The sequence below is a fragment of the Streptomyces sp. NPDC046712 genome (assembly GCF_040645695.1).
Lineage (GTDB): Bacteria > Actinomycetota > Actinomycetes > Streptomycetales > Streptomycetaceae > Streptomyces.
Map to the genome: position 1 here is coordinate 1 of NZ_JBEYYW010000046.1, position 20,112 is coordinate 20,112.

17 protein-coding genes are annotated in these 20,112 nt (G+C 72.1%); 9 read left to right on the plus strand and 8 right to left on the minus strand.

Going from position 1 to position 20,112, the window contains the following annotated elements; all coding sequences use genetic code 11:
- On the plus strand, nt 1-861 hold an 861-nt coding region (locus ABZ939_RS35515), incomplete at its 5' end, for an RICIN domain-containing protein (protein ID WP_361864499.1).
- Here the strand turns inward: ABZ939_RS35515 and ABZ939_RS35520 are convergent.
- Complete coding sequence (locus tag ABZ939_RS35520; RefSeq protein ID WP_361864501.1) at nt 831-1,256, minus strand: Zn-ribbon domain-containing OB-fold protein; 426 nt, start codon at nt 1,254-1,256, stop codon at nt 831-833. The two genes, ABZ939_RS35515 and ABZ939_RS35520, sit on opposite strands and share 31 nt — an antisense overlap.
- Nucleotides 1,253-1,705 carry a DoxX family membrane protein gene (locus tag ABZ939_RS35525; protein ID WP_361864503.1) on the minus strand — a complete coding sequence of 151 codons (453 nt, stop codon included), beginning with the start codon at nt 1,703-1,705 and terminating at the stop codon, nt 1,253-1,255. The genes ABZ939_RS35520 and ABZ939_RS35525 overlap by 4 nt, the downstream gene beginning before the upstream one ends.
- Before the next feature lie 191 nt (nt 1,706-1,896).
- On the opposite strand from ABZ939_RS35525, the gene ABZ939_RS35530 reads away from it, so the two are divergent.
- The 5 genes from ABZ939_RS35530 (at nt 1,897) to ABZ939_RS35550 (ending at nt 10,883) form a co-directional block, all read left to right on the plus strand.
- Nucleotides 1,897-3,060, plus strand: coding sequence for an NAD(P)/FAD-dependent oxidoreductase (locus ABZ939_RS35530; protein WP_361864505.1), 1,164 nt, complete (start codon nt 1,897-1,899; stop codon nt 3,058-3,060).
- A gap of 237 nt (nt 3,061-3,297) precedes the next feature.
- Nucleotides 3,298-5,529, plus strand: a complete 2,232-nt coding sequence (locus tag ABZ939_RS35535) for an acetate--CoA ligase family protein (RefSeq protein WP_361864506.1) — start codon at nt 3,298-3,300, stop codon at nt 5,527-5,529.
- Nucleotides 5,530-5,534: 5 nt separating this feature from the next.
- Nucleotides 5,535-6,362, plus strand: a complete 828-nt coding sequence (locus ABZ939_RS35540; RefSeq protein ID WP_361864508.1) for an enoyl-CoA hydratase-related protein — start codon at nt 5,535-5,537, stop codon at nt 6,360-6,362.
- A 136-nt stretch (nt 6,363-6,498) separates the two neighbouring features.
- A complete protein-coding gene (locus ABZ939_RS35545; RefSeq protein ID WP_361864510.1) occupies nt 6,499-10,152 on the plus strand; it encodes a PT domain-containing protein in 3,654 nt (1,217 codons plus the stop codon).
- Nucleotides 10,153-10,292: 140 nt separating this feature from the next.
- Nucleotides 10,293-10,883, plus strand: a complete 591-nt coding sequence (locus ABZ939_RS35550; protein WP_361864570.1) for a flavin reductase family protein — start codon at nt 10,293-10,295, stop codon at nt 10,881-10,883.
- 43 nt (nt 10,884-10,926) lie between these two features.
- Here the strand turns inward: ABZ939_RS35550 and ABZ939_RS35555 are convergent, their stop codons facing one another.
- Nucleotides 10,927-12,231 carry an MFS transporter gene (locus ABZ939_RS35555; RefSeq protein WP_361864512.1) on the minus strand — a complete coding sequence of 435 codons (1,305 nt, stop codon included), beginning with the start codon at nt 12,229-12,231 and terminating at the stop codon, nt 10,927-10,929.
- A gap of 219 nt (nt 12,232-12,450) precedes the next feature.
- On the opposite strand from ABZ939_RS35555, the gene ABZ939_RS35560 reads away from it, so the two are divergent.
- The gene (locus ABZ939_RS35560; protein ID WP_361864513.1) at nt 12,451-12,717 is read left to right on the plus strand and encodes an SH3 domain-containing protein; all 267 of its coding nucleotides are present in this window, start codon (nt 12,451-12,453) and stop codon (nt 12,715-12,717) included.
- 116 nt (nt 12,718-12,833) lie between these two features.
- Here ABZ939_RS35560 and ABZ939_RS35565 read toward each other — a convergent pair whose 3' ends face one another.
- Nucleotides 12,834-14,054 carry an MFS transporter gene (locus ABZ939_RS35565; RefSeq protein WP_361864572.1) on the minus strand — a complete coding sequence of 407 codons (1,221 nt, stop codon included), beginning with the start codon at nt 14,052-14,054 and terminating at the stop codon, nt 12,834-12,836.
- A 127-nt stretch (nt 14,055-14,181) separates the two neighbouring features.
- Between ABZ939_RS35565 and ABZ939_RS35570 the strand changes: the two genes are divergently transcribed.
- On the plus strand, nt 14,182-15,153 hold the full coding sequence (locus tag ABZ939_RS35570) for a helix-turn-helix domain-containing protein (RefSeq protein WP_361864515.1): 972 nt from the start codon (nt 14,182-14,184) through the stop codon (nt 15,151-15,153).
- A gap of 19 nt (nt 15,154-15,172) precedes the next feature.
- On the opposite strand, the gene ABZ939_RS35575 is transcribed toward ABZ939_RS35570, so the two are convergent.
- Nucleotides 15,173-16,222, minus strand: a complete 1,050-nt coding sequence (locus ABZ939_RS35575) for a Zn-dependent alcohol dehydrogenase (RefSeq protein ID WP_361864517.1) — start codon at nt 16,220-16,222, stop codon at nt 15,173-15,175.
- Nucleotides 16,219-17,160, minus strand: a complete 942-nt coding sequence (locus ABZ939_RS35580; RefSeq protein WP_361864519.1) for an SDR family oxidoreductase — start codon at nt 17,158-17,160, stop codon at nt 16,219-16,221. Before ABZ939_RS35580 ends, ABZ939_RS35575 begins: the two co-directional genes overlap by 4 nt.
- Nucleotides 17,161-17,261: 101 nt before the next feature.
- Here ABZ939_RS35580 and ABZ939_RS35585 point away from each other — a divergent pair, with 101 nt between their 5' ends.
- Nucleotides 17,262-18,200 (plus strand): cyclase family protein, encoded by a 939-nt coding sequence (locus ABZ939_RS35585; protein WP_361864521.1) that lies wholly within the window; start codon nt 17,262-17,264, stop codon nt 18,198-18,200.
- Between the two features lie 165 nt (nt 18,201-18,365).
- Here ABZ939_RS35585 and ABZ939_RS35590 read toward each other — a convergent pair whose 3' ends face one another.
- Together ABZ939_RS35590 and ABZ939_RS35595 are read right to left on the minus strand one after the other, a co-directional pair.
- A complete protein-coding gene (locus tag ABZ939_RS35590) occupies nt 18,366-18,821 on the minus strand; it encodes an ATP-binding protein (protein ID WP_361864523.1) in 456 nt (151 codons plus the stop codon).
- 401 nt (nt 18,822-19,222) lie between these two features.
- Nucleotides 19,223-20,104: an acyl-CoA dehydrogenase family protein gene (locus ABZ939_RS35595; protein WP_361864574.1), complete on the minus strand. Its 882-nt coding sequence runs from the start codon at nt 20,102-20,104 to the stop codon at nt 19,223-19,225.
- Nucleotides 20,105-20,112: the final 8 nt, after the last annotated feature.

Below are 20,112 nucleotides of genomic sequence, written 5' to 3' on the forward strand. Positions count from 1 at the left end.
CATGCGGCCAAGCTGGTGCACACCATGTCCGAGCACTGGCTGAAGCAGAGCAAGGTCGAGGCCGGCACGACTCTGACCCTCGCCCTCGGGCCGTACGAGATCGGACGACAGGGCGCGGGCCCCCACGCCTCGGCCCCACCGCCGTCCGCCACGTCGTCGCAGCCGGCGCCCGGCAACCCCGCGCCCGCGACCGTGGGCCCGTCCTCCGCGCCGCCTTCCTCCGCGTCGGGCGCGCCCTCGGCTCAGCCGCCAGGACCTACCACGGGCGGTGGCGGTGCGGCGGCGGGCGGTGGTGCGGCCGTGGGCGGGACCGGTTCCCTGCCGGGCAGTGGTGGAGGTGCCGGCACCGCCGGCGGCTCCAGCACCTCGGGGAGTTCCGGCGGCTCCGTCCCCTCCACCCCGAAGACCACCAGGCCCGCGCCCCCGCCCTCCACCGGCGGCGGCTCCGCGCCCTCGGGGACGTACTCCCTGGAGAACGCCTCCAACGGCCAGTGCCTGGGCGAGTACAACCCGGGTTACGGCATCTTCGTCAACACCTACGAGTGCGGTTCCGTGCCCAACAACAGCGGCAGCATCTCGTACGTCTGGACCTACTCGGCAGGCGCGAACGGCACCTTCCGGCTGGTCAACAAGAAGACCGGCCACTGCCTCCAGCCGAACGGGAACCCCGGCGCCACCGCCACCGCCTGCAACGGCTCCAGCCTCCAGTCGTGGAAGATCGGCGCCACCACGTCCTCGGGGCGGACCTTCGTGAACATGAACAGCGGCCAGTGCCTGACGGTCGGCCCCCCGTTCGTGATGACGACCACCTGCGACTCGGGAAGCCGCAGTCAGCTCTGGCGGAACATCTCACCCGTGTGACCGGGCCGACCGAACACCGGGACCGTCACGTCCCCCTCCGGCCGGAAGGCGACCTCCAGATCCATCCCGATCCGGAGGTCGCCCTCCGCCACCCCCACCACCTCGGTCATCAGCCGCGGGCCCTCCGCCAGGTCGACCACCGCCGCCACGTACGGCACCCGGTCGCCGAAGGGCGGCAGGTCGTTGCGGTGGACGACGGACCAGGTGTAGAGCGTGGCCCGGCCGCTCGCGCGCTCCCACCGGACGTCCTCGCTCCAGCAGTACGGGCAGAACTCGCGCGGGTAGTGGTGGGCCTTCCCGCATCCGTCGCACCGCCTCAGGAGCAGTCGGCCCTCCCCCGCCGCGTCCCAGTACGGGCGGGTGAAGGCGTCGATGTCGGGGTCGGCGGCCGTCATCGGAAGAGTCCGATCGCGTGGTCGAGGGACCAGGTCTGCCAGGACATCGCGAAGAGCGCGACCAGGGAGATCAGCGCCATCATCGCGTTCTGCCCCTGCTCGGCCCAGTCGTGGATCATCAGGACGAGGTACAGGAGGTTGAGGAGGAGTCCGCCGACCAGCGCCACGGGCGTCAGGAAGCCGAGGATCAGGCCGAGACCCAGCGCGAGCTCGGCGTAGACGACGAGGTACGCCATCGTCTTCGGGCGCGGGGCGACGACCGAGTCGAAGCCCTTCCGCACGAACGGCCACCGGTGCTTGCCGGCGACGTCCGCCGCCCACGCGATGCCCGTGCCGCGCTCGAACCAGCCCTTCTTGTCCTTGTGGCGCCAGCTCTCCAGCCACCACAGGCCGAGGCCGATGCGGAGGACGGCGAGCCATTCGGCGCCGGTGAGCCAGATGGTCTGCATCGGTCGATACCTGCCCCTCCCCGATCCTGATCTGACGGTACGTCAGTTCAGCCGATCCGGCCCCGTCTGCGCAAGACCCCCGCACACCTCCGCACACCCCCCGCGCATCCCGCCCACACGTGACCGTTTCGCAACCGATTCCCCTCTTGACCGAGACCCAACAAGTGAGCATCTCGTTACGCTGAGCATTCGTGACCAACACCCCCCATTCCAGAACCGATCACCCCGTCTACGTCATCGGGGGCGGACCCGGCGGACTCGCCGTCGCCGCCTCGTTGCGCGAGCAGGGCGTACGGGCCGTCGTCCTGGAGAAGTCCGACGCCGTCGGCGCCTCGTGGCGGGCGCACTACGACCGTCTGCGGCTGCACACCACCCGCCGCCTCTCCGCGCTGCCCGGGCTGCCGATCCCGCGCTCCTTCGGGCGCTGGGTCGCCCGCGCGGACGTGGTGCGGTACCTCGAGAAGTACGCCGACGTGCACGAGCTGGAGATCGTGACCGGCGTCGAGGTCTCCCGCGTCGAGCGCGCGGGCGACGACTGGCTGCTGCACGCGACCGGCGGGCGGCGGCTGACCGGGCGGGCGGTCGTCGTCGCCACGGGGTACAACCACACCCCGCGCCTGCCCGAGTGGCCGGGCCTTGACGCGTACGGCGGCGAGCTGATCCACGCGAGCGCCTACCGGAATCCGGCGCCGTACGAGGGGAAGGACGTCCTCGTGGTCGGCGCCGGGAACACGGGCGCCGAGATCGCGGCCGACCTCGCCGAGGGCGGGGCCGCGCGGGTGCGGCTCGCGGTGCGCACCGTTCCGCACATCGTGCGGCGCTCCACGGCCGGGTGGCCGGCGCAGCGCACCGGCATCCTGGTGCGGCGGCTGCCGGTACGCCTGGTGGACAAGGTGGGCGACCTGATGTGCCGCATCTCCGTGCCGGACCTGTCGGAGCAAGGGCTGCCCCGGCCGGACACGGGGCTGTACTCGCGGGTGCTCGAGGGGGCCGTCCCGGTGCAGGACGTGGGCCTGATCGACGCCGTGCGGAAGGGGAAGGTGGAGATCGTCGGCGCGGTCGAGTCCTTCGACGGCGACAAGGTCCTCCTGGCGGACGGCTCCGCGCTCACTCCGGACGCCGTGATCGCGGCGACCGGTTACCGGCGGGGTCTTGAGCCGCTCGTGGGGCACCTCGGCGTCCTCGACGAGCGGGGGAGGCCGGCGGTGCGGGGCGCGCGGACGGCGCGCAAGGCGGCGGGGCTGTACTTCACGGGGTTCACGAACCCGATCAGCGGGATGTTCCGTGAGATGGCCATCGACGCGGAGAAGATCGCCCGCGCGATCCGGAAGGCGACCCGAGAGACCACCGGCTGAGAGACCGCCGCCTGAGAGACGACCGCCTGCAAGAGGACCGCCCGAAAGGCGTCCGCCCGGAAGACTTCCCGCCCCAGGACGGCCGCGGGGGAGGCGGCCGCGCCAGGGCCGTCCGCTCATTGGCTCGGTCACGGTCATTCCTGACTGGGCGTCAGTTCTGTAATCTGACTATGCGTCAGTTCAGATGGGCTGTCCGGACAGGGCTGTTCGGCGACGAGCGGGAGAGCGGGCGGAACGATGCTTGGATCGACTCACGGCACCTTCACCACCGATCTCCGCGCCCGCGTGGTCGCCTGCGGAGAGCATTCCGGGACTCCCGGCATCGCTGTGCACGGCGTCACGGCCGTGGACGGCGACCAGGACGTCAGCGGACGGCCGTTGCACGCCGCGGTGCCCGACCTCGACCGGTTCTTCCGGCCCGGGTCCGTCGCCGTCGTCGGAGCCTCCGACGCCGAGGGGCGGCCCAACACCGGCATCACCCGGCAGCTCATCGCCTGGGCAGAACGGGTCGGCGCCCGCCTCGTGCCCGTGCACCCCACCCGTACGAGCGTCTTCGGGATCGACTGCGTGCCCTCGGTCGGCGCGCTCGGTGAGCCCGTCGACCTCGCCGTCCTGCTCGTCGCCGACCCGCTGCCGGTCATCGAGGAACTGGCCGAGGCCAAGGTGAAGTTCGCCGTCGCCTTCGCCTCCGGGTTCGCCGAGACCGGCGACGAGGGCGCCGCCGCGCAGGAACGCCTCACCGACGCCGTCCGCCGGTCCGGGATCCGGCTGCTCGGCCCGAACACCAACCTCAACGCCTTCGAGCGCTTCCGCGACGACCTGGACGGCCCGGCGATCGCGCTCATCACCCAGTCCGGGCACCAGGGGCGGCCCGTGCACACCCTCCAGGAGTTGGGGGTACGGCTCTCCCACTGGGCGCCCACCGGCAACGAGGCGGATCTGGAGACGGCCGACTTCATCTCGTACTTCGCCACCCGGCCCGAGGTCGGGGCCATCGCCTGTTACGTCGAGGGGCTCAAGGACGGGCGTTCCTTCCTCCTCGCGGCCGACCGCGCCGCCCGGCAGGGCGTGCCCGTCGTCGCGGTGAAGGTCGGGCGCACCGAGACCGGTGCGCGGATGGCCGCCTCGCACACCGGCAAGCTCACCGGCGCGGACCAGGTCGTCGACGCGGCGATGCGCCAGTTCGGGGTCATCCGGGTCGACGGTCTCGACGAACTCCAGGACACCGCCGCTCTTCTCGCCCGAGCCCGCAAGCCGGTCGCCGACGGGGTCGTTGTCTACTCGATCTCCGGCGGCACCGGCGCCCACTTCTCCGACCTCGCGACGGCTGCCGGGCTGCGTCTTCCGACGCTGCCGCAGACCAAGCAGGACGAGCTGCACCAGTGGATACCGCCGTATCTGAACGTGGCCAACCCGGTCGACAACGGCGGGCATCCGGTGGGCGACTGGCGCGGGCGGAAGATCATCGACGCGCTCCTCGCCGACCCGTCCGTCGGGGTGCTGATATGCCCCATCACAGGGCCGTTCCCGCCGATGAGCGACAAGCTCGCGCAGGACCTGGTCGACGCGGCCGAGGCCACCGACAAGCTGGTGTGCGTGGTGTGGGGCTCCCCGGTCGGGACGGAGGCCGCCTACCGCGAGACCCTGCTCGGATCGTCGCGCGTCGCCACCTTCCGTACGTTCTCCAACTGCATCGGGGCCGTGAAGGCCTACCTCGACCACCACCGCTTCACCGCCGCCTACCGCTCCCCCTTCGACGAGGCCCCGCGCACGCCCTCCCCGTCCTTCCGCAAGGCGCAGGCCCTGATGCGGCCCGGCCGGCAGCTCAGCGAGCACGCGGCGAAGCAGCTCCTGCGGGCGTACGGGATCCGGGTGCCGCGCGAGCAGCTGGTGACGAGCGCCGCGGCGGCCGTCCGGGCGGCCGGTCTGGTGGGCTATCCGGTGGTGATGAAGGCGTCCGGCGCGCAGCTGGCGCACAAGACCGAACTGGGCCTGGTGAAGGTCGGGTTGACGTCGGCGAGCCAGGTGCGGGACGCGTACCGCGAGCTCACCGACATCGCGCGCTACGAGGGCATCGACCTCGACGGGATCCTCGTCTGCCAGATGGTGGGGCGGGGCGTCGAGATGGTGGTGGGCGTGACGCGCGACCCGCTCTTCGGGCCGACGGTCACGGTGGGCCTGGGGGGTGTCCTGGTCGAGGTCCTGAACGACGCGTCCGTGCGCGTGCCGCCGTTCGGCGAGGAGCAGGCCAGGGACATGCTCGGCGAGCTGCGCGGGCAGGCCCTCCTGAAGGGCGTACGGGGGGCTCCGCCGGCGGACGTGGACGCGCTGGTGGAGGTCGTGCTGCGGGTGCAGCGGATGGCCCTGGAGCTGGACGGCGACCTCGCCGAACTGGACATCAACCCGCTGATGGTGCTGCCGCGCGGGCAGGGCGCGGTGGCGCTCGACGCGCTCGCGGTCTGCCGATAGGAGCTTTGGTGGAAGACCTGCTGCACACGATCGAGAACGGCGTCTCGTGGATCACGCTCAACCGGCCCGAGGCGATGAACGCCGTCACCTGGGACCAGCGTGAGCGGATCATCGCGCTGCTCGGGGAGGCGTCCGCCGACCCGGACGTACGTGCCGTGGTCCTCACCGCCACCGGGCGGGGCTTCTGCGCGGGCGCGGACCTACGGGGCGGCTCGACGTCGGCGGGGCCCGGCGGGACGGGGGTCCCCCCGGCCGGAGGCCGGACGAGCGTCCCCGGGGATGTGGCGCGGACCATCCGGCTCGGGGCGCAGCGCCTGATCGCGGCCGTACTGGACTGCGAGAAGCCGGTGATCGCGGCGGTGAACGGGACGGCGGCCGGGATCGGGGCGCATCTGGCGTTCGCCTGCGATCTCGTGCTCGCGGCGGAACCGGCGAAGTTCATCGAGGTGTTCGTACGGCGCGGCCTGGTGCCGGACGGGGGCGGGGCGTATCTGCTGCCCCGGCTGATCGGTCCGCAGCGAGCGAAGGAGCTGATGTTCTTCGGGGACGCGGTGACGGCGCACGACGCCCGGGAGCTGGGTCTGGTGAACCGGGTGGTCCCGGCGGAGGAGTTGGAGAAGACCGCGCGGGAGTGGGCCGAGCGGCTGGCCCAGGGGCCGACCCGGGCGCTGGCGCTGACGAAGCAGCTGGTGAACGCCTCCCTCGACAGCGACCGTTCCGCGGCGTTCGCGGCGGAGGCGGCGGCGCAGGAGATCAACATGACGACGCGGGACGCGAACGAGGGGGTGGCGAGCTTCGTCGAGCGACGGACGCCGCGGTACGAGGGGCGTTAGCGCGCCTCCCCTTCCCCCCGGAGATATCTCGGTCGGCGCGGCCCGCCGCGGACCGTATCGTGTGACGCGCATATGCCAAAACCGCTCCGGGGGGAACGGAATGCTCAACTTCGCGCGCACGCGTGAGAGATCCACGGTGCCGTCGGCACCGATCCTGCTCGTCCTCGTCCTGCTGACCGCCCTGCTCGGGCCGCTACTGCCCACCGGGCTCGGGGGATTCGGTGGGGTCGCGGTCGCCGCGACGGCGGAGCCCGTCGAGGAACCCACCGCAGAACCGACCGCGGACCCGACCGCCGAACCGACCGCCGAACCGTCGGCCGAACCGTCGGCCGAACCGACCGCAGAGCCGACCACCGAGCCGACTGCGGACCCGACTGCGGAACCGACCGCAGAGCCGACGACGGAACCGACCACGGACCCGACGACGGAGCCGTGCGCAGCGCTCGCGCTCGCGCCGCTGGGGGACCCGGGCGACGCCGTCGCCCGCGCCACGCTCGCCGGCGACCAGTCGGCCTGCTTCACCTTCACCGTCGAGAAGCCGGGCACGCACCGCGTGCTCCTGGCCGGCATCCAGCAGTCGTACGCCCAGGTGTTCAGCGGCGAGACGCAGATCGACTGCTACGACACCGACTACGGAGCGGGCTGGTGCGAGCTCACGGCGGGCACCTACACCCTGAAGGTCGTCAACAGCGGCTGGGAGACCGGGGAGGCCCAGGCCGCCGTCGTCCCGCTGCTGCCGTCCACGCGCTGCGAGGACACGAGCGGCACCGGTTACGACGCCGCGCCGGCCACCGGACAGGCGGTCAGCCCGCTCGGCATCGTCTGCCGGAACTTCACCGCCGCCGCTGGTGACCGGATCACCACCGACTTCCGGCTGGACAAGTACGGCGAGGCCGTCCACTGGATCACGGACGACAGCGGCAGGCGCATCTGCCCCCGCTGGAACGAGGACCGCAGCGAAGGCTGCGTCCTGCCGTCCGCCGCCGGTGGCTACCGCGTGCTCGCCGAGGTCAGGAGTGCCGGAGAGGGCTTCCCCGCCTCGTACAGCCTGAAGGTCCGGCGTCTGTCCAGCCCGGCCGGCTGCGCCGCCGTGACCGTGAACCCGTACGGCTCCGCTCCCACCCAGGTCTCCCCGCAGACCGAGTGCAAGACGTTCACGCCGACCGCGACCGGCCGGTACGACGTCTACGGCGTCTCGGAGTCCGGTACGCGCACCCCGCTCACGGTGTACGCGGCCGACGGCACGACGGTCTGCGCGGCCTGGAGCCCCTGCACGCTGACCGAGGGCGCCGGCTACACCCTGATCACGGCCGAGTCCGTCCTGGTCCTGAACCGCGCCTCCGCGGCCGGCTGCACGACGGGCGTCCCGCTCGCGCAGGTCTTCACGGGCACGTTCGGCACCGCCGGGGAGGTCGACTGCCTGGAGCTGCCGGTTCCGCAGGGCGGCCAGATCGCTGTACTGACCTCGTACAAGTCCGGCGCGCCGGATCCGGAGGTCACGATCGTCGATGCCACCGGCGCCTCCTTCTGCGACGACATCAGCCTCTTCGAAGGCACCTGCGCACCGGCCGGCACCGCTCCGTACCGCGCCCTCGTCTCCAACGAGGAGACGACCCCGGCGACCGGCGACTACCACCTCGTCGTCCACCGCACCGACGTGGCGAGCAGCTGCCAGACCTTCCTGGCCGGCGACTTCACCGCCGCCCCCACCCGGATGAGCATGAAGACGGGCGACGGGGTCTTCGCCCACTGCCTCACCATCCCGGCGGACGAGCACTCCGCGAGCGAGAACCTCCAGATCCAGAAGGTCTCCGGCAACGCGAGCGCCGAGGTCAGCGTCCTCGACGCGACCGGCAAGCGCGTCTGCACCGTCCGGTCCTACTACGGCACGTGGACGACCTGCGCGCTCACGCCCGGGGTCGCGCACACGGTGCTCTTCCAGGGCCGGGACGCGCCCGCCGAGTTCGCCCTGACCCGCCGGGACGTCATGTCCACCGCGCGCGGCTGCGTGGCGACGGCGGCCCAGCCGGTCGGCGGCCCGTCGACCGGGGGCACTCCCTTCGCCCCGGGCACCTTCCTGTGCCACCGGGTGACCACGACCGATGCCCAGGACACCCTGCACCTGAACGTCCGGGACCCCCTGGGCACGGCGCGAGCCGTCGTGTACGGCGCGAACGGCGATGCCGTCTGCGACTTCTTCGCGGCCGGCTGCGCCATCACCGGTTCCACCCACTACCAGGCCCTCGTGATGGTCCCGGAGGGCAAGACCGCCGCAGCCTCGTACCGCCTGGACGCCCTGCGCATCGGCACGGCGGCCGGGCCCGCTCCCGAGTGCGTCAAGGTCCCGAACGTCAGCTACGGGTTCGGGCCGCTGACGGGCACCCTGACCGAGCAGAAGACGGCGGTGTGCGCCGTCGTTCCGGCCGCCTCGGGCGACCGGTTCGACGTGAAGTTCACGCCGGCGGGGACCTTCGACACCACACCCACCCCGTGGCTGTACGACCAGGCGGACCGCAACAACGGCTGCTTCGGGTCCATCTCCAGCGAGGGCCACACCTGGCAGTGCTCCGCGGCGAATGCCTATCCCAAGGTTTCCCGTCCCGCCACGCTCGTCATCGGGCTGCCCGAAAAGGTCTCCCAGGCGGCCCTTCAGGCGGACGTCGCCTGCCGCGCGAACCTCTGCGGCCCGGAGGAGAGGAGCGTCGGTACGGTGAGCCCGGCGGCGGGCGTCGCCGGCGGCAAGGCGACCGTCACCCTGACGGGCACCGCACTGCACGAGAAGGACCAGATCGCGCTCTCCGGCTCCAACGGCGGCTTCTCGGTGCGGTCGACGACCGTGTCCGTGGCGCCCGACCGGAGGAGCCTGACGGCCACCCTGGATCTGACGGGCGCACCGGTCGGCACCCTGAACATGAGCGTGTACACGCACTACGGCTACCAGTACAGCAAGGGTTCGTTCACCGTCGACGCCCCGATCCGGTCCACCGCCGCACCGGCCCTCACCGGCACGGTGGCGGTCGGCGCCCAGGTGACGGCCGGCAACGGCTCCTGGTCCGTGACGCCGGACTCGTACACCTACCAGTGGAAGGCGGACGGCGTCGCCATCGCGGGCGCCACGGCGGCCACGTACACCGCGCCGGCCTCGCTGCTCGGCAAGAAGCTGTCCGTCGCGGTGACCGCCCACAAGGCCGGGCACCCGGCCGTGACGGCGTCGAGCGCCGCCGTCGCCCTCGCCAAGGGCGTCGCGCCGAAGGCGACGAAGGTGCCGTCCATGTCCGGCGCCATACGTGTCGGCACCAAGGTCACGGCCGTGGTGGGCACCTGGTCGCCCGCGCCGACCTCGTACACGTACCAGTGGAAGGCGAACGGCGTCGCGATCGCCGGTGCGACCGGGGCGAGCTACACCCTCCCCTCCTCCGTCCTGGGGAAGAAGCTCTCGGTGACCGTCACGGCGCACCGCACCGGTCACCTGAGCGGCTCGGCCACGACGGCGGCCTACACCATCACGTACGGGTACGCCCCGACCGCGACGCGCACGCCGTACGTCACCGGCACGGTCAAGGTCGGCCGCACGCTGACGGTGAACCTGGGGTCGTGGACGCAGGCGCCGACGTCGTACGGGTACCAGTGGTACGCCAACGGGCGGGCGATCAGCGGGGCGACGCGCGCCACGCTGACGCTGACCAAGGCCCAGCGCGGCATGAAGATCACCGTCCGCGTGAACGCGTACCGGCCGGGTCACTACGCGGGTGTCGCGTGGACCCGGTCGACGGGGGCCGTCGCGGCCTAGCCGAACGGTGAACCCGGGACCCCGGGACGGGCTGTGTCGTGAGGCGCTGCCTGTCCCGGGGTCTTTTCGTGGGCGGGGCCGGAGGGTTCCTATCTGACGGATCGTCAGCTTCAATGGACGGTGTGATGGGACACGCAGGGATGGCGGCCACCGCCGTCCGATACCTCAGGTCGGCCGGATCGCCCACGGCCGTCGAACCACACCCCAGGCCACGGCTCCGGGCAGTACGGGAGGACGAACGGCTGCCCCTCGACCCGGCCGAGTTCCGGCGCGTGCTCGGGCACTTCGCGAGCGGCGTCACCGTGGTGACGGCCCCCGGCCCGGACGGCCCGGCCGGTTTCGCCTGCCAGTCCTTCGCCTCGCTGTCCCTGGACCCGCCGCTGGTGGCCTTCATGGTCGCCCGCACGTCGACCACCTGGCCCCGCATCGCCCACGCCGGCGTCTTCTGCGTCAACATCCTGGGCGCGGACCAAGGGGAGTTGTGCCGGGGCTTCGCGAAGAGCGGGGCCGACAAGTTCGCGGGCGTCGCCTACGACGACGCCCCGGCGACGGCCTCACCCCGCCTCGCCGGGGCCCCGGCCTGGATCGACTGCACGATCTCCACGGTCCACACGGGCGGTGACCACCTGATCGTGGTGGGCCGGGTGGAGGCGCTGGGCACGCGGGACGAGACCGGGGACGGCGAGCCACTGCTCTTCCACCGGGGGCGGTTCGGTCGCTTCAGCGGCTAGGTACGGGCGGGCCGACCCGCTCCGAGACGACCCGCGGCCACCATCAGGCCGTCGCGGGGACCGCGGGCGTCTGCCTGCGGCGGATCACCAGGGCCATCAGGGCCGCCGCCGCGCACAGCGCGCCCGAGGCGTACCAGACCACGTCGTACGAGCCGAAGACGTCCCGCGCCACGCCGCCCGCGAAGGCGACCACCGCCGCGCCCACCTGGTGGGAGGCGAGGACCCAGCCGAAGACGATCGCGCTGTCCTCGCCGTAGTGCTCGCGGCACAGGGCGATCGTCGGCGGGACCGTGGCCACCCAGTCCAGGCCGTAGAAGACGATGAAGAAGACCATCGGCGGGTGGACCGAAGGCGCCAGGAGCATCGGCAGGAAGAGCAGCGAGATCCCCCGCAGCGCGTAGTACACGGCGAGCAGGCGCCGCGCCTCGAAGCGGTCCGTGAACCAGCCGGACGCGATCGTGCCGACGACGTCGAAGACCCCGATGACGGCGAGCAGCGAGGCCGCCGCGGTGATCGGCATGCCGTGGTCGTGGGCGGCGGGCACGAAGTGGGTCCTGACCAGTCCGTTCGTCGAGGCGCCGCAGATGGCGAAGGTGCCGGCCAGGAGCCAGAACGGGCCGGTGCGGGCCGCCTTGAACAGGACGGTCACGGCGCGTCGGGCCGCCCCCGCGACCGGGGCGGGCTTCGGCGCGAACGTGCCGCCGTACGGCGCGAGACCCACGTCCGCCGGGTGGTCGCGCAGCAGCAGCCAGACGAAGGGGACGATCACGAGCGCGGAGAGGGCGACGGTCACCGAACCCGGGCGCCAGCCGTGGTTCTCGACCAGCCAGGACAGCAGGGGCAGGAAGACCAGCTGGCCCGACGCGCCGGCCGCCGTGAGGATGCCGGTGACCAGACCGCGACGGGCGACGAACCACCGGTTCGTCACCGTCGCCGCGAACGCCAGCGCCATCGAGCCGCTGCCGAGGCCGACGAGGATGCCCCAGAACAGGACGAGCTGCCAGGCCGCCGTCATCCACACGGTCAGCAGCGAGCCGAGCGCGATGACGCTCAGCGCGACCGCGACGACCCGGCGGATGCCGAAGCGGTCCATCAGGGCCGCGGCGAACGGCGCCGTGAGTCCGTACAGCGCGAGGTTCACCGAGACCGCGAAGCCGACCGTGCCGCGCGACCAGTCGAACTCGCTGTGCAGCGGCTCGATGAGCAGCCCCGGCAGCGAGGCGAAGGCCGCGGCGCCGATGATCGTGACGAAGGTGACCGCCGCGACGAACCAGGCGCGATGGACACGGGGCGTACGGGAGGAGACGGGCGCGGGGGTCTCGGTTGTCTGGGTCACGTCACACAGCATCGTGATCTCGGGGCACGCGGACCATTGGCTCGGATGCCAGCTTTGACAAGGATCGGGCCATGGATCCGGCCAAGGATCGGGCCGTCGGAATGACGCCCGGGGGCCGGTCGTGGCGTGCCCCGCACGCCTCCGGCTCCTCGGCGGGAATCGGCCTTACCGTGCAAGCAACCCGTCCGGATACCGGACGACGTCCCGCCACTCCGCCATTCCCTGGAGGTCATGATGCCCAGTCCGGCCCAGCCGTTCGGCACCGTCGTCAGCAACATCGGCGTCAATCTGCGGAAGTACCCGAGCACCGACTCCTCCGTCATCGGCAATCTGAGCCATGGCGCCGAGGTCGGGCTGCGCAGCAAGGTGCACGCCCAGCTCATCGACGGCAACAGCATCTGGTACCTGCTGCGCGACCAGGCCGCGTGGGTCGCCGCCCGGCACGTCGACAACACCGGACAGGTGCCGCTGTCCAAGGACGCCGAACCGCACGGCTGACCACGGACCGGCCCCTTCAGGGCCGCCCGAAGCCGTCCCGGGGGCACCCCCGTGGCTGTCCCCGGGACCGCCACCATCCACCTCGCAGGGCGTCCGCGCGTTCCTGCGGAAACGCCCTAGACGCGTGGCAGCGTCCTGATCGGCCGCACGACGAGCAGCGCCACGACCACCAGCACCGCGATGCCCGCTCCCGCGAGCAGCACCTCCTCCGTGCCGACCGCCTCCGCCACCGGCCCGGCCAGCGCCCGGCCCGCCGCCATCATCAGCAGCGATCCGGCCACGTCGTACGCGTGCATGCGGTTCAGCGCGTCCTGCGGCACATGCGTCTGCACCGACGTCGACCACATCACCAGCCAGAACGCGAAGGCCGCCCCGCCCAGGAACTGCCCCACGCCCAGCAGCGCCACCGACACCCCCGAGCCGAGCAGGACCAGGTTCACCGGCAGACCGAGCAGCGCCACCGCGCCCGCCGCCAGCGGGCGGCGCGGGCGCAGCCGCAGGGCGAGCAGGCCGCCGACCGCGCTGCCGGCGCCGTTGACCGCCATCAGCGTCCCGTACGCGGCCGAGCCGTGGTCGCCGGTCACCAGGGTCGCGGTCAGCGGCACCAACGGGCCGGCGACCGTCAGGCCGTACACCGTCCAGATCGCGATGACCCCCCACAGCCAGCTGCGGGCCCGGAACTCCCGCCAGCCGACGACCATCTCGGCGCGCAGCGAGCCCCGGGCCGCCGTGTCGCCCGGGGCGGCGGGTATCCGCATCAGGGCGAGGCAGAGGGCGCTGACGGCGAAGGTCGCGCCGTTGACGCCGAAGGCGGCCCCCGCCCCGGAGAGCGCGACGAGCAGGCCGGCCACGGCGGGGCCCGCCATGGTCATCAGGGACTCGACGACGCGCAGGACCGCGTTGGCGCGCTGCACGTCGGGGGCGATGCGCGGGATCGTGGAGGCGACCCCCGGCTGGAAGAGGGCGGCGCAGACACCGCTGACGGCACTGAGCGCGTACACGGCCCACAGCGGCGGACTGCCCACCGCGAAGGAGACGGCGAGGACGGCCGCTCCGGGGAGCCGCAGCACATCCGCGATGATCATCATCCGGCGGGCGGTGAAGCGGTCCGCGAGGACGCCGCCGAAGACGACGAACAGGGCGAAGGGGCCGATCCAGGAGCCCAGCGCGTACCCGACGGAGGAGTCGGGATGTCCGGCGCCGAGCAGGCCGGCGGCGAGGGCGACGGGGACCATGCCCTCGCCGAAGACGGCGGCGGCCCGGGCCACGAAGAAGAGCCGGAAGTTACGGTTCCAGAGGGTGGGGTCCGCCTCCGCGGCCCCGACCGGTGCGGGAATGCGCTCCCGGACCTCAGACTTGTACGAGTAGTGCTCCGCTTGCTCGGCCGCTTGCCGGTCCGTCCGATTGTCCGTCACGGACCCGACTTGTAGCAGGCAAGTGGTCTGGACCACAAAGGATTAACTCGTGCCGCACCGTATCGCCGTCCTCGCCCTGCCCGGCCTCCTCCCCTTCGAACTGGGCATTCCCCACCGGATCTTCGGCCGCGCCAAGGACGCCGAGAGCCGTCCGCTGTACGAGATCGTGACCTGCGCGCCGGTCGCCGGGCCGGTCCAGACGGACGCGGACTTCGCCGTTCACGTCGAGCACGGCCCGGAGGCGCTCGCGACGGCGGACACGGTCGTCGTCCCCGCCTCGTACGAACTCGGTCCCGTCTACGACGAGGGCAGGCTGACCGACGAGCTGGCGGCCGCCCTCGCGCACATCCGGCCCGGCACCCGACTCGTGTCCATCTGCACCGGCGGGTACGTGCTCGCCGCGGCCGGTTACCTCGACGGGCGGCCGGCCACCACGCACTGGGCCTCGGCCGAGCACTTCCAGCGGCTGTTCCCGAAGGTGCGGGTCGACGCGGACGTCCTGTTCGTCGACGACGGGGACGTGCTGACCTCGGCGGGCGTCGCCGCCGGGCTCGACCTGTGCCTGCACATCGTGCGCCGCGACCACGGCAGCGCCGTCGCCAACGACGTGGCCCGCAGGACCGTCGTACCGCCGCACCGGGACGGCGGACAGGCCCAGTACATCGAGCGCCCGCTCCCGGCGCCGGGGACGGCGACCACGACATCGGCCCGCGCCTGGGCGCTGGCCCATCTGCACGAGCCGATCCAGCTGCGGGACCTGGCGGTACGGGAGTCGATGAGCGTACGGACGTTCACCCGCCGCTTCCGGGAGGAGGTCGGCGTCAGCCCGGGCCAGTGGCTCACCCAGCAGCGGGTCGAGCGGGCCCGCCACCTCCTGGAGTCCACGGACCTGCCGGTCGACCAGGTGGCGAGGGACGCCGGATTCGGCACGCCCCAGTCGCTGCGGTCCCACCTCCAGTCCGCGATCGGTGTGACCCCGACGACCTACCGGCGCACCTTCCGGGCGGGCGCGGTGGGCTGAGCCTTCGGGGTCGCCCGGGTCAGAAGGTCAGCACTCCCCGCGCGACCCTCCCCTGTTCGGCGTCCTCGGTGGCCTTCGCGAAGTCCTCCACCGGGTAGGTGGCGGTGACGAGTTCGTCGAGGAGGAGGCGGCCCTCGCGGTACAGCTCGGCGTAGAGGGCGATGTCCTTCTGCGGGCGTGAGGAGCCGTAGCGGCAGCCGAGGACGGACTTGTCGAGGAACATCGCGGCGGGCGGGAAGCTGGCCTCGGCGGTGGGTGCGGTCATGCCGAGGAGGATCGCCTGGCCGTGCCGGTCGAGGAGGTCGATCGCCTGCCGGACCAGACCCACGTGGCCGACGCACTCGAAGACATGGTCGGCGCCGGTGGGAAGGATGTCCCGTACGCCGTCGGCCGAGGTCAGGAAGTGCGTGGCTCCGAACCGGCGGGCGACCTCCTCCTTGGCGGGGTTGGTGTCGACGGCGACGATCGTGAGCGCGCCGGCGATCCGGGCGCCCTGAAGGACGTTGAGGCCGATGCCGCCGGTGCCGATGACGACGACGGTCTCGCCGCGGTCGACCTTGGCGCGGTTGAGGACGGCGCCGACGCCGGTGAGGACGCCGCAGCCCATGAGGGCGGCGGAGGTGAGGGGGATGTCCTGCGGGATCTTCACGGCCTGGACGGCCTTGACGACGGTCCGCTCGGCGAAGGAGGAGTTGGAGGCGAACTGGAACAGCGGTGTGCCGCCCCGGGAGAACGGCTGCTTGGGCATCCCGATGGCCTTGCGGCACATCGTGGGCCGTCCGCGGTCGCAGTCGGCGCAGGCGCCGCAGTTGGCGAGCGTGGACAGCGCGACGTGGTCGCCGGGCGCGACGTGGGTGACCCCGGGGCCGATCGCCTCGACGACGCCGGCGCCTTCGTGGCCGAGGACGACGGGGGCGGGGAAGGGGATCGTCCCGTCGATGACGGACAGATCGCTGTGGCACAGCCCGGCGGCCCGGATCCCGACCAGCACCTCACCGGGCCCCGGGTCGCGAACCTCCAGATCGTCCACGACCTGGACGGCCTTGCCGTCGAATACGACGCCCCTCATCGTTCCTCCCCCTTGGGTGAGTTGGCGACGTTGGGACGCGAGCCCTCCGCCGCCGCCTTCGCCATCTCCTCCAGGCGGGCCAGCATCGGCATCGGATCCGTTCCCACGGTCCCCGGCAGGAAGTCGGCGATCCGTTCCGGGGTCCAGGCGCCCCCCTCCGCGTACCCCGCCCGCAGCTCCCTCGGCTGCGCCCACACCGCGATCTTGGGGCCCGCGATCGTGTACACCTGGCCGGTGATCTTCTCCGCCCTGGCCCGCTCCGACAGCAGGTAGACGACCAGCGCCGCCACGTCCTCCGGCTCGCCGATCTCCTTGAGCTCCATGGGCACGTTGGCCGACATCCGGGTGCGGGCGACCGGGGCGACGGCGTTCGCCGTGACCCCGTACTTGTGCAGCCCGAGCGCGGCGCTCCGTACCAGCGAGATGATCCCGCCCTTGGCCGCCGAGTAGTTCGCCTGCGCCACGGACCCCTGGTGGTTGCCGCTCGTGAAGCCGATCAGCGTCCCGGTGCCCTGCTTCCGCATCACCGCCGACGCCGCCCGGAAGACGGTGAACGTGCCCTTCAGATGCGTCGCGACGACCGGGTCCCACTCCTCCTCGGACATGTTGAAGAGCATCCGCTCGCGCAGGATCCCCGCCACGCACACGACCCCGTCGATCCGCCCGTACTCCGCAAGCGCCACGTCCACGATCCGCTGACCGCCCGCCATCGTGGAGATGTCGTCGACGACGGCGACCGCCGAACCCCCCGCCGCCTCGATCTCCTTCACCACCGACAGCGCGACCTCCGACGTCGGCTCCCCGCCCTCGATGGAGACCCCGTAGTCGTTGACGACGACCTTCGCCCCCTCCGCCGCGCACGCGAGGGCGACCGCGCGACCGATCCCCCGCCCCGCGCCCGTCACGGCGACGACCTTGCCTGCCAAGAAGTTCCCCACGCCCGGCCCCTTCCCGCACTTTCTGACGGTCCGTTAGATTCGTTCGTCGACAGGATTCTACGGTCCGTCAGATACCGGAAAACAAGACCCCGGAGGCCCCGATGTCAGATCCCGCGCAGCTCCCTGTCGAGTTCCACGACATCGCCAAGCGCGTGAACAACTGGGGACGTTGGGGCCAGGACGACGAGATCGGCACCCTCAACCTGATCACCGACGACGTCGTACGGGAGGCCGTCGCGACCGTGCGCTCCGGCCACCGCGTCCCCCTCGCCCTCGACCTCAAGCAGGACGGCGTACAGACCGGCATGATCCCGGGCCGGGTCAACCCGCTCCACGTCATGGTCCAGGTCAACCAGGAACTCTTCGGCCCCGGCACGGTCGCCACCAGCGACGACGCCGTGACCTTCGGCCTCCAGGCCGCCACCCACTGGGACGCGCTCACCCACGTCTCGCACTCCGGCAAGATCTACAACGGCCGGCCCGCCGCCACGATCACCCCGCACGGCCGCTCCGAGTACAGCGGCATCCACACCGCCCGGCACATCGTCAGCCGCGGCGTCCTGCTCGACGTGGCCGCCGCCAAGGGACTGGATCAGCTGCCGGGCGACCACGCCGTGACCCCCGAAGACCTCGACGAAGCCGCGGAATTCGGCCGCGTCGCCGTCCGAGCCGGCGACATCGTTCTCGTACGGACCGGGCAGATGCGGCAGTACCTGGCCGGGGACAGGCACGGGTACGCGTTCCCCTCCCCCGGGCTCTCGATCCGTACGCCCGAGTGGTTCCACGCCCGCGACGTCGCCGCCGTCGCCAACGACACGCTCACCTTCGAGATCTTCCCGCCCGAGATCGAAAACCTCTGGCTGCCCGTGCACGCGCTCGACCTCGTCGAGATGGGGATGCTCCAGGGGCAGAACTGGAATCTGGAAAGTCTGTCCACAGCCTGTGCACAGCGCGAGCAGTACGCGTTCCTGCTGTCCGCGATGCCCGAGCCCTTCGTGGGCGGTACGGGCACACCGGTGGCACCGGTGGCGATCCTCTGATCTCAGGGGGCGGCGGCCTCAGGGTGGCGGCGCACTCGCGCGCGCCCCGAGCACGGCACGAGAGCCGCCACCCCGCACACGACCCGCACTCGTCGAGGGCCGACGCCCTCGTCGTCCCCTCACGACGAATCGCTCACACCAGGGTGAACAAAACGCCACGAACCGTCAACAGTGCACCGAAGCCGCAGGGGTGGACGCGGGTACCGAAGGTGCCGTCGGCACCCCCCGATCCACCTCGCACCAGATGCTCTTGCCAGCGCCCTCACGCTGCCAGCCCCACCGGTCGGCCAGGCCGTCCACCAGCTCCAGGCCGCGCCCGTTGGTGTCCTCGCCCTTCGCGTGGCGCTGCAGCGGCGGCCGGTCGCTGGTGTCGGCGACCTCCACCCGTACCGTCCCGGCCGCCGGACCGTCCGCGCCGAACAGCATCCGCAGGACGGCCGGACAGCCCGTGTGCACCACGGCGTTGGTCACGAGTTCCGAGATGAGCAGCACCAGCGTCTCGGCCAGCGGCTCGTCATCCCCTATGCCCGATCCGGCGAGCCTCGAGCGCGCCCATCGCCTGGCGCGCCCCACCTCCGCCGGGTCCGGCCCGACCTCCAACTGAACCTGAAGCACCTGCACCGCTCACACCATCCGAACCGGCGGACACATCGCCTCGCGCCTCACAGCCATCGACGCCCTTACGGAACGTGATTCCCTTGTGAGACAGCATGGTTGACGTACAGTCACCGCAACAAGCGCTTCGGGCATATTCCAGCGCGAAGGAGTACGCATGGTCCATACTGTGCGACGCACGCTGCGGGGAGTCGAACAGGAGGGCGCCCAGCGCCTCCACGGGGTGCGAGCGGCGGGCATCGCCGGATCCGGAGCCGCCGTATCGACGACACCGGGACGATCCGGGCCCACAAGCACTCGCATCCCACGGAGCGTACCGGAGCGGAACCCCGACTCCGGGCCGTGACGGACCGGCCGAAGGACACAACCCGATATCGACGCTCCGTGAGCGCACGGGCACCCGGCGCCTACAGGGCGGCCGCCTCGACCTCCGCCGCCTGCGCCTTCGAAAGACCGCGCTCGGCCCGTACCCAGGCCCGCTTCAGGTGCAGATGGACATCGGCCTCCCAGGTGAAGCCCATGCCGCCGTGCACCTGGAGACAGTCCCGCGCACAGTCGACCGCCGCCTCGTCGGCGAGCAGCTTCGCCCCGGCGATCTCGACCGGGTCACCGGTGACGGCGGCCGCGTAGACGGCCGCGCGGGCGACCTCCGTTCGCACGAGCATCTGCGCACACAGATGCTTGACCGCCTGGAACGCCCCGATCGGCTGCCCGAACTGCTGCCGGGTACGGGCGTACGAAACGGCCGTCTCGGTGGTACGTGCGGCACTCCCGACCTGCTCGGCGGCGGTGAGGAGGGTGGCCTCCGGCCAGGACGAAGTCCTGGGGGGAGGGTAAGGGTGGGCACCCACCGGCAACCGATGCAAGGGCGTGAGCGGATCGACCGACCGCACCGGTACGGCTCCCTCGACGTCCCCCAGGACCACGTCCGCCGCCTCGAGCCACTCCACGAACGCCCCGTCGGCCGCGGTGACCACGGCCTCCCCTTCCGCGGCGCCGTCGACCGTCCCCGCCGCCAGGTGCGTGGCCACCAACGGTCCCGGCAACAACACCCTCCCCGCCTCCTCGAAGACGAGCACCGCCTCCGGCAGCCCGAGCCCCACGCCCCCCGCCTCCTCCGGCAGCCGCAGCGCGAAGAACCCGGCAGCCCCCAGCTCCCGCCACAACGCGCGGTCGAGACCCGGGGAGTCCACCGCGGCCCGTAGCGCGTCCCGGTCGAAGCGGCCCGTGAGCAGCTCCCGTACACCCGCCTTCAGCGCCTTCTGGTCGTCCGTCAGCCGGAAGTCCACGACCGGTC

Bases quoted from the DNA above. Each gene is read 5' to 3' on its own strand.
- ABZ939_RS35535 (WP_361864506.1), top strand. From the start codon at position 3,298: ATGCTTGGATCGACTCACGGCACCTTCACCACCGATCTCCGCGCCCGC.
- ABZ939_RS35555 (WP_361864512.1), bottom strand. From the start codon at position 12,231: ATGCTGTGTGACGTGACCCAGACAACCGAGACCCCCGCGCCCGTCTCC.
- ABZ939_RS35525 (WP_361864503.1), bottom strand. From the start codon at position 1,705: ATGCAGACCATCTGGCTCACCGGCGCCGAATGGCTCGCCGTCCTCCGC.
- ABZ939_RS35560 (WP_361864513.1), top strand. From the start codon at position 12,451: ATGATGCCCAGTCCGGCCCAGCCGTTCGGCACCGTCGTCAGCAACATC.
- ABZ939_RS35575 (WP_361864517.1), bottom strand. From the start codon at position 16,222: ATGAGGGGCGTCGTATTCGACGGCAAGGCCGTCCAGGTCGTGGACGAT.
- ABZ939_RS35585 (WP_361864521.1), top strand. From the start codon at position 17,262: ATGTCAGATCCCGCGCAGCTCCCTGTCGAGTTCCACGACATCGCCAAG.
- ABZ939_RS35520 (WP_361864501.1), bottom strand. From the start codon at position 1,256: ATGACGGCCGCCGACCCCGACATCGACGCCTTCACCCGCCCGTACTGG.
- ABZ939_RS35550 (WP_361864570.1), top strand. From the start codon at position 10,293: ATGGCGGCCACCGCCGTCCGATACCTCAGGTCGGCCGGATCGCCCACG.